General features: G+C 37.6%; 17 protein-coding genes. 2 read left to right on the forward strand and 15 right to left on the reverse strand.

What is annotated here, in order from left to right; all coding sequences use genetic code 11:
* The first annotated feature begins 165 nt into the window (after positions 1-165).
* Positions 166-369, forward strand: a complete 204-nt coding sequence (locus tag MHB40_RS20865) for a hypothetical protein (protein WP_054549571.1) — start codon at positions 166-168, stop codon at positions 367-369.
* Positions 370-1,048: 679 nt separating this feature from the next.
* Here the strand turns inward: MHB40_RS20865 and MHB40_RS20870 are convergent.
* The 15 genes from MHB40_RS20870 to MHB40_RS20940 form a co-directional block, all read right to left on the reverse strand.
* A complete protein-coding gene (locus MHB40_RS20870) occupies positions 1,049-1,591 on the reverse strand; it encodes an acyltransferase (RefSeq protein WP_205445451.1) in 543 nt (180 codons plus the stop codon).
* A 5-nt stretch (positions 1,592-1,596) separates the two neighbouring features.
* On the reverse strand, positions 1,597-2,238 hold the full coding sequence (gene ppaX, locus MHB40_RS20875; RefSeq protein ID WP_342441542.1) for a pyrophosphatase PpaX: 642 nt from the start codon (positions 2,236-2,238) through the stop codon (positions 1,597-1,599).
* A gap of 13 nt (positions 2,239-2,251) precedes the next feature.
* Positions 2,252-3,073: a prolipoprotein diacylglyceryl transferase gene (gene lgt, locus MHB40_RS20880; protein WP_205445455.1), complete on the reverse strand. Its 822-nt coding sequence runs from the start codon at positions 3,071-3,073 to the stop codon at positions 2,252-2,254.
* Between the two features lie 47 nt (positions 3,074-3,120).
* Positions 3,121-4,056 carry an HPr(Ser) kinase/phosphatase gene (gene hprK, locus MHB40_RS20885; protein ID WP_131521124.1) on the reverse strand — a complete coding sequence of 312 codons (936 nt, stop codon included), beginning with the start codon at positions 4,054-4,056 and terminating at the stop codon, positions 3,121-3,123.
* Between the two features lie 142 nt (positions 4,057-4,198).
* Positions 4,199-4,516, reverse strand: a complete 318-nt coding sequence (cccB, locus tag MHB40_RS20890; RefSeq protein ID WP_205445457.1) for a cytochrome c551 — start codon at positions 4,514-4,516, stop codon at positions 4,199-4,201.
* Between the two features lie 48 nt (positions 4,517-4,564).
* Positions 4,565-5,407 carry a YitT family protein gene (locus MHB40_RS20895; RefSeq protein WP_205445458.1) on the reverse strand — a complete coding sequence of 281 codons (843 nt, stop codon included), beginning with the start codon at positions 5,405-5,407 and terminating at the stop codon, positions 4,565-4,567.
* A 164-nt stretch (positions 5,408-5,571) separates the two neighbouring features.
* Positions 5,572-6,801, reverse strand: coding sequence for an HDOD domain-containing protein (locus MHB40_RS20900; protein WP_342533400.1), 1,230 nt, complete (start codon positions 6,799-6,801; stop codon positions 5,572-5,574).
* A gap of 164 nt (positions 6,802-6,965) precedes the next feature.
* A complete protein-coding gene (locus MHB40_RS20905; protein ID WP_205445461.1) occupies positions 6,966-7,613 on the reverse strand; it encodes a VTT domain-containing protein in 648 nt (215 codons plus the stop codon).
* 249 nt (positions 7,614-7,862) lie between these two features.
* Entirely contained in the window at positions 7,863-9,410 is a 1,548-nt protein-coding gene (locus MHB40_RS20910; RefSeq protein ID WP_342533401.1) for a fatty acid--CoA ligase family protein, read from the reverse strand.
* 142 nt (positions 9,411-9,552) lie between these two features.
* A complete protein-coding gene (locus MHB40_RS20915) occupies positions 9,553-11,487 on the reverse strand; it encodes an ABC transporter permease (protein WP_342533402.1) in 1,935 nt (644 codons plus the stop codon).
* Complete coding sequence (locus tag MHB40_RS20920) at positions 11,459-12,235, reverse strand: ABC transporter ATP-binding protein (RefSeq protein WP_004230460.1); 777 nt, start codon at positions 12,233-12,235, stop codon at positions 11,459-11,461. Before MHB40_RS20920 ends, MHB40_RS20915 begins: the two co-directional genes overlap by 29 nt.
* A 12-nt stretch (positions 12,236-12,247) precedes the next feature.
* Entirely contained in the window at positions 12,248-12,673 is a 426-nt protein-coding gene (locus tag MHB40_RS20925) for a hypothetical protein (RefSeq protein WP_205445467.1), read from the reverse strand.
* Between the two features lie 11 nt (positions 12,674-12,684).
* Positions 12,685-13,668 carry a sensor histidine kinase gene (locus tag MHB40_RS20930; RefSeq protein ID WP_342441546.1) on the reverse strand — a complete coding sequence of 328 codons (984 nt, stop codon included), beginning with the start codon at positions 13,666-13,668 and terminating at the stop codon, positions 12,685-12,687.
* The gene (locus MHB40_RS20935) at positions 13,668-14,372 is read right to left on the reverse strand and encodes a response regulator transcription factor (protein WP_004230457.1); all 705 of its coding nucleotides are present in this window, start codon (positions 14,370-14,372) and stop codon (positions 13,668-13,670) included. Before MHB40_RS20935 ends, MHB40_RS20930 begins: the two co-directional genes overlap by 1 nt.
* 100 nt (positions 14,373-14,472) lie before the next feature.
* Entirely contained in the window at positions 14,473-15,465 is a 993-nt protein-coding gene (locus MHB40_RS20940) for a lipoate--protein ligase (protein WP_342441547.1), read from the reverse strand.
* A gap of 144 nt (positions 15,466-15,609) precedes the next feature.
* Here MHB40_RS20940 and yhfH point away from each other — a divergent pair, with 144 nt between their 5' ends.
* Positions 15,610-15,735, forward strand: a complete 126-nt coding sequence (gene yhfH / locus MHB40_RS20945) for a protein YhfH (RefSeq protein WP_004230455.1) — start codon at positions 15,610-15,612, stop codon at positions 15,733-15,735.
* Positions 15,736-15,928: the final 193 nt, after the last annotated feature.

Here is a 15,928-nt window from a genome sequence, read left to right on the forward strand (position 1 = left end):
TTAAAATGATTATCAATCTCATTATCATCAAGAATACTTTACTATCAATATCCTGATTGATTATTACTCTCATTCTATTTTTCTTTTTACATTTTAAAAAACTTAATATAGAATAGCATTAATAACAAAAAGAACCATATACACTACACATTGGAGGGATTTATTATGGCATGTCCATTCGTACAACTTAGTGAGCAAATGATCGTTAGTATTTGTAAAGGCGAGTTTTATCCTGGTGACAAAGTAACACTTCATACAACTGAAGACATTGATGGGACTGCAATTAAATCAACCTTTGTTGAAACTACTTGCTTAGGTGATCACGACACTTGTGAATTCAAGTCAGACTATGACGCAGCTCTTGCATAAACAGTAAAAGCTACTCCAAAAACTAATGATTTTTGGAGTAGCTTTTTTATGCAAAAAACTCACGAAGTATATACCTATACTACGTGAGTTCATAGTGTTGAAAAACAAAACAATCAATAGAATTTTTGTGAAAAGTGAAAATGAATTTCCGTTGCAGGCTACTTGCTTTCCTGTGGGCGAGCGCCGAGCCGCTTCCTCCGCTACCGCTCCGTGTAGGGGCTCGCCTGTCTCGCTATCCCACGGGAGTCAAGTAGCCTTCCACTCCAACCCACAAAAGTGTTACCTTTTTAGCAAAGGTTTTCAAATAAAGTGAAGGTGTTCACGACTCTTTATGAAGAGGTGTTGTCACGCATCACTTCTCCACATTGAAAATAAGAGTTTATCCCCTCTAAGAATACAGATAATGGGCTGTTTGATCTATGAAAAAAAGTAAAGACACTTTGCAGAATGGTTGATTGGAGTGGAGCCAGCGTCACTCCTAGGGGATTTAGCGTCACAGAGGAGACCCTGGAGCGAACGTAAGTGAGTGAAGCGGCTCATCGGACGCCCCCTGGAAAGGACGCTGGCGGAACGGAAATCAACCCCTCACCTTGCTAAAAGGTCTTTTTCTGCTAGTGACATGATCTTTTTTCAACAACATGAACTCACGAAGTATATACCCATACTGCGTGAGTTTCTATTATTTTTTTGGTGTACACCACTCTACAGTCTCATTGCGTTTGCGCTCTGTCATTTGTTCAGCAGTATAAATAATTCGCATCGGATTGCCCCCTGCTAAACAACCTGCTGGTACATCCTTATGTACAAGAGTGGCAGCTGAAACAATGGCACCATCTCCAATTGTTACACCTGGTAAAATGGTTGAATTTGCCCCTATCATTACTTCATTTCCAATATGAACATCACCTAAGCGATATTCCTCTATTAAATATTCATGCGCTAAAATGGTTGTATTAAATCCAATTACGGTGTTGTTTCCAATGAAAATTCGTTCTGGAAACATGGTATCTGGCATGACCATTAAGGCTAATGACGTTTGCTTACCAATTGTCATGTTTAAAAATGTACGATAAAGCCAGTTTTTCACACGTAAAAATGGTGTGAAGCGTCCAATCTGAATGACAATGAAACACTTCATCACCTTCCAAAAGGACACCGTATCATATATATTCCAAAGTGAATTGGCTCCTTCGACACGGTAACGTTCTGTTTTACGCGCCATCTACCCTACCCCTCTTTCACAATATCAAATAAATCTGACATATGCTGTAACATATATTCTGGTTGATACTGCTGTAAGTACGCCTCACCTTTAATTGCCCAAGCAACACCAGCTGCTCTTACACCAGCACGATGTCCTGCTTCAATATCATGCGAATTATCACCAATCATAATGGCGTATTCTTTTTCTATTCCTAATCGTTCCAAAGCAAGTAATACTGGCTCTGGATCAGGCTTCACATTGTTCACATCATCTGTACCAATACGCACATCAAATAGATGCGTTGCCCCAAGAATAGCAAGTCCACGATCAATGGTCTCATTACGTTTCGTCGAAACAATAGCCAATCGTATACCTTGAGCTTTTAATTGCTCTAGTGTTGACACAACATCAGGGTATTGGCTGACTAGTTCATCATGGTGCTCAATATTCCAAGCGCGATACATTTCTATCAAAGCTTCTTCTTCACCTGGTGCAATGTCATTAAATGTCTGTTTCAATGATGGACCAATGAATTTCAGGCAATCTTTTGGCGAATATTGCCCGGGAAATCGCTCATTTAATACATGCATAAATGTTTGAATGATTAAATCATTTGTATTCAGTAAAGTTCCATCAAAATCAAATAGTAGTGCCTTTACAGCCATCTTTTACAACCCCTTATTTATTATCCAAGTATTTCACGGCTGGTTTCACTTTTATTCTACGATAAATAATTGCACCTAGACCAACTACAATACCAATAATGGAGACAACCTGTGCTGAACGTAAATCTCCAACTAAGTAGAGGCTATCTGTACGCATCCCTTCGATATAGAAGCGACCGATTGAATACCAAATTAAATAGCTAAAGAAAATTTCACCACGATGTAAGTTCACTTTACGCAAAGCTAATAAAATGATAAGCCCAATCAGGTTCCAAACCGATTCATATAAAAAAGTGGGATGTACATAAGAACCTAATTCTTCGATATACATTTGATTAATAATCCAATCTGGTAGCATTAGGTTTTCTAAAAATGCTTTCGATACCTCACCACCATAAGCCTCTTGGTTCATAAAGTTGCCCCATCGCCCAATAATCTGCCCGATTAAAATACTAGGTGCTGCAATATCTGCTACTCGTAAAAAGCTTACATTTTTTATACGAGTAAATATGTAAGCTGTAACAAATGCCCCGATGAGTGCTCCGTGAATGGCAATACCACCATTCCATATCTCAATGATTTTTCCTGGATTTTCGCTATAGTAATCCCATCGCATTGACACATAGTAAATACGTGCACAGATGATGGATATAGGAACTGCCCATAATAATAAATCTGCAAGAAAGTCTTCAGGCAAACCTCGCTTAACTGTCTCTCTTTGTCCAACAATATAGGCTAAAATGATTCCCGACACGATTAGCAGTCCGTACCAACGAACTGGAATGGGGCCTAAATGAAAGGCGATCGGGTCAATCTGTAATAGTAATAAATCCATCTTCTACTCCTCTCAATATGTCATGAACAATGTTGTTTGTAACTTTTTTAATCATCTAACACATCATTAGATGTGATCACTTCATCTAAACGTCTTGAAAATTCCTCTGCTGCATTGACGCCCATTTTCTTTAAACGATAATTCATTGCTGCCACTTCGATAATAACGGAGACATTGCGTCCTGGTCTTACCGGAATTGTTAATTTTGTTAGTTCCGTATCAATTATCTTCATTTTTTCTTCTTCTAAGCCTAATCGATCATAAACTTTTTGTGGATCCCATATTTCTAGTTCAATGATGAGGGTAATCCGTTTATAGGGGCGTACTGCACTTGCACCAAAGAGTGTCATGATGTCAATTATGCCGATGCCTCGTATTTCCAATAGATGCTCTAAAAGTGGAGGTGGACTTCCAATTAATAGGTTTTCTGATTCTTGACGAATTTCAACACAATCATCAGCTACTAAACGATGACCCTTTTTTACAAGCTCAAGTGCTGTTTCACTTTTACCTACACCGCTTTTACCAATAATAAGCACACCGATGCCATACACATCGACAAGCACACCATGCGCTGCTGTCATTGGAGCTAAGCGTCCCTCTAAGTAGTTCGTCAATCTACTCGAGAATTTGGTTGTGGTCATATGTGTTTTAAACACAGGTACATGCTTTTCGTTTGAGGCCTGAATAAGCTCCTCTGGTACTTCTAAATCTCTAGAAATAATAATAGCAGGCGTATCCTGTGAACAAAGTAAACGCATACGCTCAAGCTTGACATCTGCTGGTAGCATTTCAAAAAAGGAAAGTTCCGTCTTGCCAAGCAATTGTACACGATTTGCAGGATAATGGGTAAAGTATCCTGCCATTTCAAGACCTGGTCTTGAAATATCACTTGTCACAATGGTCCTGCCAATTCCTTCTTCACCAGCTAATAACTCTAACTTAAATTTCTCCATAACATCTCTTGTTAATACTACGACCAATGAAAAAGCCTCCAATCAATGGATAAGGTTCTCCTTATTTTAGCATGTCTATGTGTAAAAGAAATGTATTTACTCTCAATACAATGTTTACTTTCACTAAAAAAACTAGCGGCTCTCCAGCCCGCTAGTTTTTAAAAAGCTATTATTTTTGAGCCGCTAACCACTTAGCAACTGCCTCAGCATCTGCACCTTTTACTAATCCTGCAGGCATGCCGTTTTTACCATTATTAATAATATCTAAAATTTCTGATTCAGATAAACGAGAACCTACATCATTTAATGCTGGACCATTTGCACCTTGTAGCTCGCCACCATGACAAGTAACACAAGATTTCATCGCAATTGCTTCGCCATCTGGCTCTGTAGCACTTTCATTATTAGTTGCAGTTTTATCTCCGCCACCACATGCAGCTAAGAAGATTGCTGATCCGAACACTAATGTTAACATTGCTTTTTTCATTAGTACCCCTCCTCATAATAAATACCTTACGCCGCCATTATACCAAATTTATGCACGTTTGAAACCTTCTCCTAATACCTCATAAGCATCAGAAACGATAACAAACGCTGATGGGTCAACGCTTTTAATGAGTTGTTTCAGCTTTGTGAATTCTGTTTGATAAACAACAACCATCAGAACTGGTCGTGCTTCTCCTGTATACCCACCGATTGCTGGTAACTTCGTTACACCACGATTGATTTCAGCATATATGGCTTCCCTTACCTCATCTTGTTTCAATGTAATGATATAGACCATTTTAGATTGACTAAAACCTAGCTGAATAATATCAATCGTTTTTGTGGTAACATAAAGTCCAATCAGAGCATACAAACCTTTTTCTAAGTCAAAAACAATTGCTGCACTAATTGCGATAACGCCATCTATTAACAGCACACTTGTTCCAAGCGACAATCCTGTATATTTCGTAATGATTTGCGCTAGTAAATCAGTGCCACCAGTTGAAGCATTCCCCTTAAAGACCAGTCCTATCCCCAAGCCAACAACAATTCCGCCAAAAAGAGCACCCAATAAAGGATTATCAGTCCAAGGCTCCCAGCTATTTGTTAACAAGACAATAAACGGTAACGTAATTGTCCCAATAAAGGATTTTATCCCAAATTTTTTGCCCAGAAATAACACACCAGCAATAAAAAGCGGAATGTTAAATGCATATTGAACAATTCCCGGATTCCAACCAAATAAACCATGTAAAATCGTACTAATCCCACTTACCCCACCTGAAGCGACTTGATTTGGTAATAAAAAGACATTAAAACCAACAGCAATTATTGCCGCTCCTACAATGACATACACATACTCCACAATGCTATCTCTCACATCATGTTTCATTTCCCCACGCCCACTTCAACTATCAGAATTTTTTAAAGACGAGATGATTATAGCAAATACTTTTAGCCTTGAGAACTTCATCTTGATGAAGGGATACTCTATTGAGGAAGATATAAAATAAGCTATCTTACTGTAATCAATAAGACAGCTTTTGCTGATTTGGTTTAAAATGATTTTTCTGCCCATTCGATGGCTTCATAATATAAAAGATCAATATCAACTAACTGAATATTCAACTGTACAGCTAGCTCTTCTAATCGCGGCCAATCTAATTTGCTTAACGCAACACTAAACTCCAAATAAGGGGACATTTCCGTTTCAAAGCCCAAAATGGTATTCGTAATATCCTCTGAGAATGGTAGTTGCTGTAAAATAACATTCATCGGTCTTTGAAGTAATGTATCGATAAGTGAAAACATGCCGACTAAAAAATATTCTGAGAAATTCTTTTTATAAGATAGCTTAGCTAGTTTCTCACAAACCTTAGCTCGGAATAAAGATGTACACATCACTTCTTTAAAAAGATCGGAATCGGCATCGATATCAATTTCACGCATGGCCAATAAATAAATCCATTTTCGTAAATTCGATACGCCTAGTAATACAATCGCTTGTTTGATGGAGCGCACTTTAGATTTAGAGCGTTTAGATGAGTTATTAATCATTTGCAATAATTTGTATGTCAATGAAATATCACGTTCAATATTTTCCGCTAATAATTGAATATTCGGTTCTTCCTCTTTCAGTAAGGAGATAATGTGAATATATTGAATCGCATTCGCTGGAATGTCTGTTGCTCGTATTATTTGCGGTTGTTCAAAAAAATAACCTTGAAATAACACATAGCCAGAGGATTTTGCGACTTCAAATTGGTGACGCGTCTCTACCTTTTCAGCAAGCAATTGAATATGTGGAAATTTCTCTTTTACTTTATTTTCAATTTCCATTCTTTTTACGATGGAAGAGGCTAAAAAATCTACCTTAATATAATCAATTTGTTCGAATAATTCATCATAAACTTCCACTTGATCATCCATCATAAAATCATCCAAAGCAATTTGAAACCCATGTTTTTTTAGCTCAATCACACGCTCCACTAACTGAGAGGTAAGTGGAACATCCTCTAATATTTCAATCACTACCTGTGAGGGATTTAAAAATTCATGTATAGAGCTCATCAGTAGGTTTTCAGTAAAATTAACAAAACCAGGCTTACCTTTCGTTACCTCTTCAAAGCCAATTGAAAGAAATGAGTTCACAAGTACGTCAATCGTTGCTGCATCTGAATCAACCATTGGAAAGGCATTTACGTTTTTGCTACGATATAACAATTCATATGCAACGACCTGCTCATGCAGATTAAATATAGGCTGTCTGCCAATGAATACTTCCATTTCGTTGCCCCCATTTCTCCATTTTCTAGTAATTTATAGTATAACATTTTTTACGACCTGAAGCTTATACTTCAAGCTAACTTAGCATAGTCTCATTGGCTTTTTTAGACAATTTAAAAGAAAAGACAGTCCCGTGATAATTCATCACTTTAGGACTGTCCTTATTATTTACCCACTTTGGCTTTGATTGCTCCAATCACTGCAGGCACAACTGATATAAAGATAATCAAAATAAGTACAACTGAGAAGTTATCTTTAATAATTGGAATATTTCCAAAGAAGTAACCTAATAATGTACAACTGAATACCCATAAAATGGCACCAAAAATATTAAAGAATAAGAAATAACTATATTTCATTTTACTTGCACCCGCCACAAACGGGATAAATGTACGAATAAATGGCATGAAACGTGCAATAACAATCGTTTTCCCACCATGTGTATTAAAGAATTTTTCTGCTGCTTCCATCCGCTCTTTTTTTACAACTCTACCAAGGAGGCTCTTTGGTGGGATAGATGTCCCTACCTTATGTCCAATATGATAGTTCATCGTATCTCCCAAAATAGCTGCTGCTAAAAATACAGGGATTAAAATCCACATATCAAACGCGCCCATTGCAGCGGCTAATGTTCCACTTGCAAATAACAAGGAATCACCAGGTAAGAATGGGAAAATAACAACGCCTGTTTCTACAAAAACAATCGCAAATAAAATAAGATAACTCCAATTGCCAAAATCACGAATAATTTCTTCTAAATGCACATCGATATGCACAATAAAACTGATTAACTCCTTAATGAGCTCTAACATGTTTTTGTATGCTCTCTTTCAATAGTATTTTTACCTAAAAGCTTTGACGTGGCTTCACCTCAAAGGGTTCCAGTTTTGTACGTCTTTTTACATTACTTCCTCACTATATGACAAGCCCTTGAAAAGTATGTAGAAGATTTCACAAGTTTGATTTTATCACTTACAGACATCTACTCTCAACTGATTTTACTATTATACGAATAATGTACAAAAAAAGAGCTACCATTTTTCAATAGTAGCTTTTCTCGTTTAAACTTTTTCTTTTAATGAACGTCTTAATATTTTTCCTGTTGTGTTTTTTGGTAGTTCATCCAGTATCTCAATTACTTTCGGTACCTTGTATTTCACCATATGCTTAGCACAATAGGATAAAAGATCATCTGTCGTAGTAGCCGCTACTTCTTTTAACACTACATAGGCATGAACTGCTTCTCCTAAGTTCGGGTCTGGGAAGCCTACCACTGCTGCCTCCACAATATTATTATGGGCAAACAGCACTTCCTCCACCTCACGAGGATAAACATTAAAGCCCCCTACAATAATCATATCCTTTTTGCGATCGACAATGTAAAAATACCCTTCTTCATCTACCTTTGCTAAATCTCCTGTAAAGAGCCAGCCGTCGCGAATCGCCATCGCCGTTTCTTCAGGCATTTTATAGTAACCCTTCATCACATTTGGACCATGTACAATCAGCTCTCCAACTTCGCCAACAGGCACTTCCTGACCATTGACATCGACAACTTTGTTCTCGACATTGCTAATGGATGTTCCGATAGAGCCCGCTTTACGATCACGATCTAATGGGTTAAAACATGTAACGGGTGAAGCTTCGGATAAGCCGTATCCCTCTGACACACGCACATTAAATTTCTGCTCGAAATTATGTAATAGTGCAACAGGCAAGGAGGCACCACCTGAAATCGCTAAACGAATTGTCGAGAAATCTTCTGGATTGCCTTCAGGTAATTGATATAAGAAATTATACATGGTAGGAACACCAGCAAATACCGTTGCTTTTTGCTCTCGTGCTAAAGCAAAAATTTCGCTAGGGCTAAAGCGTGGTGCAAGTAAAACCGTTGCTCCACTTAATAAAGGTGCATTAACCACTACCGTTAAGGCAAAAACATGGAACACAGGTAATGTTGCAATGACACGGTCCTCTGCTTTAATTCCTAGATAATGGGCAACATCACGTGCATTTGAGTACACATTGCCATGTGTCAGCATAGCCCCCTTTGGACTACCTGTAGTTCCTGACGTATATAAAATAATAGCATTATCATCATCTGCTACTTCAACAGGTTGTAAAGATTGAGAAGCATTGGCGATAACCTGTGTAAATAAATGTGTTTTTTCTTGTGCTTGTGGTGATAAAGCTCCCACTTTTTCCGCTATATCTGGTGTTGTTTCACAAACTATAAATGTTTTTACTTGTGGAAATGCTTGTACACCTTTTTCAACCAAAGGAAGCAACATATCCAGAGCAATAACCGCTTTTACATCTCCATTATGCAAAATGTAAGAAATTTCATCCGGTGTATAGATTGGATTAACAGGTATTGCTGTTGCCCCTAAGCGCATTGTTGCATATAAGGCAATTAAATAGTGTGGCGTATTGCCGAGTAAAAACGCCACATGATCCCCTTTTTCAACGCCTAAATCTTGTAATCCCTTTGCAAAGCGGCCAACTGTATGCTCAAATTCCCCGTAAGTCGTATCTTTCCCCATAAAATGATACGCCACTTTTTCAGGTTGTTCTGTTGCCTGTTGACGAACACGTGAAACTAAATTCAATTACACCATCCCCTTATCGTATAAAATGAATCGCTATTCAGTAATATTATATAAGAAATATATCTAAAAAACAATGAGTCTTTTTATCTCATGTCATAAATTACGTCAAATAATTCATTTTTTTCTCTTTTAAACAAATACATCATGAACGAATATGAGAGATATAGCGCCAACGAATTAAATAAAAATAAACTACTTGTATTAATACAAAAAAGCCAAAAGCAAAGAATACTTCTTTTACAATCGAAATATTTGCAAAGTCTTTCAAAATACCTTGAACCATTAGAAAAGCAAAGGCACTATGCATCATCGCAACACCCCAAGGTAAAAAGAATTGGGGAAATAAATGGCGATTAACTAGCTTTTTTAGCTCGGTATCTGTTAACCCCATACGCTTTAATACATCAAATTTACGCTTTTCACGTTCGAGGGATGTATGCAGTTTAAAATAGATAAAGCTTCCAGCCGCAAGTAAAAATACAGTGGCAACTAAGACACCCACTAATGTAAATAATGAGTAGGTAGCTAGTATATAAGAATAATTTAATCCTGCATTTTCAAAGTAAAAAGGGCTAAATTTATCCTTCTTAATAAAATATAAATTGGATTCTAGATGATCGATATCCTTACCAATATCTTTTGTTTCCATCCATTGAGGAATAACAAATGTAAATAGATGATAGCTTGGTTGAATAATATCTTGGTCGGAAATCGGATGAATAAGCTTTGCGAAGTCTTCATCACTAATGACAATCGAATTGACACTTACTATCGAACCCGGAAACACTATTTTGGGATAGACACTATCAATGGTGAGCGATATATTGTTTTCTTCCAAAACAGTATGCACAATTCGATTTTTTAATTTTTTTAGGGAATCCTCCGAATAAGGAATGAATACTGCCTCACCTGCTCCCAGATTCAATAATGGATAACTATAGGAAGACAGCAAGACGTTCATATCGGACTCCCGAAAAACCTCCACTTCGTTTCGAGTGAAGGAAGAGGTTTGCTTCACAACAATAAAACGGGATAGCTGATAAGATAAACCTTTCTCCTCTAATTGCAGCCTTAAAGAATTGATATGCTCCCGTTCATATGGATTATCGACATCCCCCTTATAAACCAGTCCGAGTGGATTTAATCGATCATATTGAGTTGTATAAGAGGACATCGTCGCTAAAACACCCACAGATAAAAATGCAAGTGTGGATACCATCGTCACAACGAAAAACATTTTCACGTTGTCCATCATAATATGAGTTTGTTCAGCTAGTGAGAGGAGACGGTAGCGTTGCCAATGATACTTCCGTTTCCCACGCGCTAAATCTAAAAAGCAAGGGACGGAATCACTGAAAAAATAATAGGTGCCAAATGTTGCTGAAAATGGTATTAACAGCGTTAGCCCGATTAATGATGTATGTCCGACAACAAACGCTAGAATATACGTCGTTACTATTAGAGCAATACCATAGACAGCTCGTATTTTGGAATAAGTTGTTAAGCTATTTAAATAATCACTGCCTTTAATGAGATCTCGTAATTTTCTCTCTCGTGTAAAATACACACTAATAAAAGAAATAACGAAAAACGCACTTGTGAAAACACCAATCGTCAGTAAAAATGGCTCCCATGATACATATAGCGGTAAATCATCTAAATGTAAAATTTCTCGTACAATCATAAAAAAGAATTTTGAAAATGAGAAACCAAAGACAATCCCTACTATAATGGAGCCAGAGCCAATAATCATTGTCTCTAAAAAAACAAGTTTATTCATCTGACGCTTTTCCATTCCCAAGTGCAATAAAATGGCAAATTCATGTGATCTGGCCTCTAAAAAGGCACTCATGGAATAATATAAAAAGAATAATGTGAAGAGGACCAGAACAATTTCAGCCCCCACCATCCCAATGAGAGACATTTCTCCTAATATCCCACGTTCAATATCAGGATGAAACATCAGCATAGAATAGATAAAAAATACAGCCACAGAAAAAAAGCTCGCCATGAAAAAGGCACCATATATCCGGCTGTTCCGCACGACATTACGGTAAGCGAATTGTCGAAAGGTCACCTACTTGCCCTCCTCCTAGTAAGCTTAAAACATTTAATATACGTTGGAAAAACATCTGACGACGGTCATCTCGATAAATTTCATTGAAAAATTCACCATCTTTAATGAATAACACTCGATCACAATAACTTGCTGCAATCGGATCATGCGTGACCATCACAATTGTCGTTTGTTTATCCTGATTCACTTTTGTTAATAGTTCAAGCACATCACGTGAAGAATTCGAATCTAAATTACCTGTCGGCTCGTCCGCTAAAATGAGACTTGGATTATGAATAAGCGCTCGACCAATTGCCGTTCTTTGTGCCTGTCCTCCAGATATTTCATTTGGACGTTTATGAAGGAAAGAAGTTAAGTCTAGCTTTTCTACAATACTTGCCAGACGCTCCTCCATTACCTCTAGCGGCTGCTGATCTAATGTTAAAGGCAACACGATATTTTCCTCGACCGTCAGCATATGCAAAAGATTGAAATCCTGAAACACAAAACCGAGCTGTCTTCTTCTAAAGTAAGCAAGCTCTGTTGCATTCAATTTATGTGGATTCATTCCATCTAGTATAATTTCTCCACTAGTTGGTTCATCGATGGTCGAAATAATATTCAGTAATGTCGTTTTACCGCTTCCTGAGGGACCCATAACAGCTAAAAACTCGCCTTCTTCCACGTCAAAGCTCAACTGATTTAATGCACGATGTGTGACTTTGCCTTCGTACACTTTTGTTACATCTTTAATTTGTAAAATAGGCATACTTCATTCACCTTATTTCTTCATTAATTCTAAGGATTGGGGTAAAAGCCACGGTAATACGACCTCAAAACCGATGTGAAAATGAGGCTCTGTTAAAGCCAGCAGTGACTCTTCCTCTACTAAACTAAAGCAATGCTCCCCAACAATCACATCCCACGCATCCGTTTCTCCCTCTATAATCTCCCCACATACAGTATAATACCCGCTGTACATGATCTGTTGACCATCGACAGGAAAGGCATTCAATAATGTTGGTTGCTGTAAGTTTAACCCAAGGCTAGTTGAAAAATGCAGAAGCTCTTCGTCTAGCTTTTCATTTGCCATGAGGAAATTTTGATAGGCTAATGGATCTCCCGTTTGCAGATGCGTCATATAAAGAGCTTTTGTTTTCTCCTTATCAATCGTTAATTTCCAATCTTCTATACATACTTCTACCATCCGAATGCCCCCTAATTTGTAAATGTTACTGTCACAATCGTGCCTTTTCCTACCTCTGATGTAATAGCCAGCTCATGCCCTAGCTTTTCACAGATTTCTTTGGCTAAATAAAGGCCCATCCCAGTAGATTCCCCTGTTTTCCGCCCATTTTCGCCAGTAAAAAAGGCTTTCGTAACACGTGAAAGATCGGAAGCTGGAATCCCAATACCCTCATCACAAATAGCTAGCTGTACATAGTCATCCTTTTCAATGGCAGAAATAACAATTTTTTTATTGGCTTCAAACGTGTATTTCACCGCATTGGTGATAAACTGCCCAAGAATGAAGCGAAGCCATTTCGAATCACTGGCAACAATAAGGTCATCCTCAATATGAATTTCAGGGAAAACTCTTTTCGTAATAAATAAACGTTTATTTTCATTAACAGTTGCAGTTACTATGGCTTTTAGCGCAACTCGCTCTACTTGCATGTCATCCTCAAAATTTTCTAATCGTGCATTGACTAGTACCATGTCCAAACCCCTACGCAAGCGATCAATTTCCTCCTGGACATTCTTTTTATCAAGTGGACGGTCATCCTGTAATAATAATTCAATTACCGAAATAGGTGTTTTCATTTGATGGACCCACTGGTTCATAAACTGATCATGTCTTTTTTGACTTGCATATAACGCATGCAGCTCATGTTGATAAAGTCGATACAACTCATGCATATACTTCTCGCTTTGCATAGCTTCTGGCGTTTTTGCATTTTTTTGTAGCACATCCTCCATTGCTGTCGGAAGCTGGGTTATCTTCAGCAAGTAGCGTTGTCGCATTAAATAGCGGACAAGTAAAAATGAGGCTAATAGTACAAGGCTAATACAAAAGGAATAAATAGCTGTATCAATATTTCGAAAACCGTCTAGCGCATAGATAATCATGATAAAGCCAACTAATATGAGCTGAAACACAATAAATGATGCATAATCACGTAAAAAAAGCTTCCAGCCCACTATAGCTCACCTGCACTTAATATGAATCGATAGCCTGCACCACGTACCGTTTCGATTGTGGACGATATATGATAATCCGCTAACTTTTTTCGAACTCTGGTCATATTCACATTCAATGTGTTCTCATCGACAAATGCCTGATCGTCCCAAAGTTCCTCTAACAATTGCTCACGTGACACTACTTTCGGTGCATTGCCCATCAGCAGCTCTAAAATGATACATTCTTTTTTCTGAAGTGGAATTTCTAAATCATTTTTATGTAGCTCCATTCTTTCTAAATGAAGTACAAGCTGTCCTTGCTTGATTGTCCGCTCTTCTTGCCTTGCTGCATATTCACCATATGTACGGCGTAGATGACTACGGATTTTAGCCAGCACAATTTCGTAGTTAAAAGGCTTTGTAATGAAATCGTCGCCACCATTTTCAAGTGCAAAGATTTGGTCCATTTCTCCTGAGCGAGCAGAAATGAAAATAATCGGGCATGTTGTATGCTGACGTAGCTGGCGACACCAATAATAGCCATCGTAAGCAGGTAAATTTATATCAAGCAGCACCATATGTGGATTAAATGCTGTAAATTCTTCTATGAGATGATCAAATTCTTGAATTGTTGCAACTTCGTATTGATATTTTCTAAGCGTTTCCGCTAGTAATGATGCAATCTTGACATCATCTTCAACTATGAATATTCGATGCTTTTCCATATCAACACTCCTTTCTTTCTATATTGTATCAAAAAAAGGTTCGACGACATAATTGTCAGCGAACCTTTAGGCTAAATCATTACACGAAACCGTATTTTCCTTAATAAATTAATTGTAAAAAGTCCTCAGTTGAAATTCCACCAAAATATGTAGGAATATCAATGTCTGCTAATGCCTTAGCAATAGCCGCTCTGTCATAGTTTGTCCCAACTAAGCGCTGTTCTATATCAGCCATATCACCTACACCAAAGAAATCTCCAAAAATATGCGCTTCTTCCATCACACCATGATTTACTTCTAGGCGAATATCAATGCCTCCTGTTGGGAATCGATGTGTTTTTTGAATATTAAAGCGTGGTGATTTCCCAAAATTCCACTCCCATGTTTGATAGCGCTCTTCTGATAGTTTGTGGATATTTGTCCAATCTTCCTCAGTTAACTCATAATAACGAATATTTTCTTCTCCATCGAAAATGGATTTCAAAATTTCAAGACGGAATTCCTCAACCGTCATTTGCTCGGTTAAAAACTCTGAAATGTTTGCTACTCGTGAGCGAATCGATTTAATACCTTTTGATTCAATCTTATCCTTTTTGACCTTTAGGGCAGAGACCACCGCATCTATTTCTGTATCAAACATCAATGTACCATGACTGAACATACGCCCTTTTGTAGAGAATTGGGCGTTCCCAGAAACTTTACGACCTTCTGCTAGTATATCATTTCGTCCTGATAGCTCTGCATTCACACCCATTTTCGCTAGAGCGTCAACTACTGGTTGTGTGAACTTTTTATAGTTCATAAAGCTATCGCCATCATCATTTGTAATAAAGCTGAAGTTAAGATTCCCTAAATCATGATAAACAGCACCACCACCTGACAGACGGCGCACAACAATAATGCCATTGTCCTCTACATAGTCTGTATTGATTTCTTCAATCGTATTTTGGTTTTTACCAATGATGATGGACGGTTGATTAATGTAGAAAAGGAGCACTGGCTCTTTCTCAACGTCCATTGTTTTTAACAAATACTCCTCAATAGCAAGGTTAATGCGTGGATCATGGATCCCTTTATTATCAACGAAAATCATAGTTCACGTTTCCTCCTTCACAAAATATCCATATTTATTTTACCGTAAATTAGGCATTTTGTGTTGACGAAAAGCATCTGTTATAATACACTAGGGAATATCAAAACAGTAATAGTACAGATGAACTTAAAGGAGGAGTCCACAATGTTAGAAAACGTAGTTGAATTTTTCAAGAATTTACCTGCAAAGCAATGTACTGAGTGCGGTGAAAAAATGGAAGAACAAAGCGAATGCTACAGCAACACTTGTGAAAAATGTAACCACCTATAAGCATTTGCCTATTCTGATATAGTCATATACGTGCCCCACACGTAGTAATCATGACACCCTTCATCATATTTTGATGAACCCTTAATTAAATCTCTTACACTTACAAAAAACAACAGCTGATACGCTCATATCAGCTGTTGTTTTTTTGTTATTGAAAAAGGACGATGTCACTGAGGGGGGATTGCCGTTCTAC

The sequence above is a fragment of the Lysinibacillus sp. FSL K6-0057 genome, assembly GCF_038630885.1.
Taxonomy (GTDB): Bacteria; Bacillota; Bacilli; order Bacillales_A; family Planococcaceae; genus Lysinibacillus; species Lysinibacillus fusiformis_F.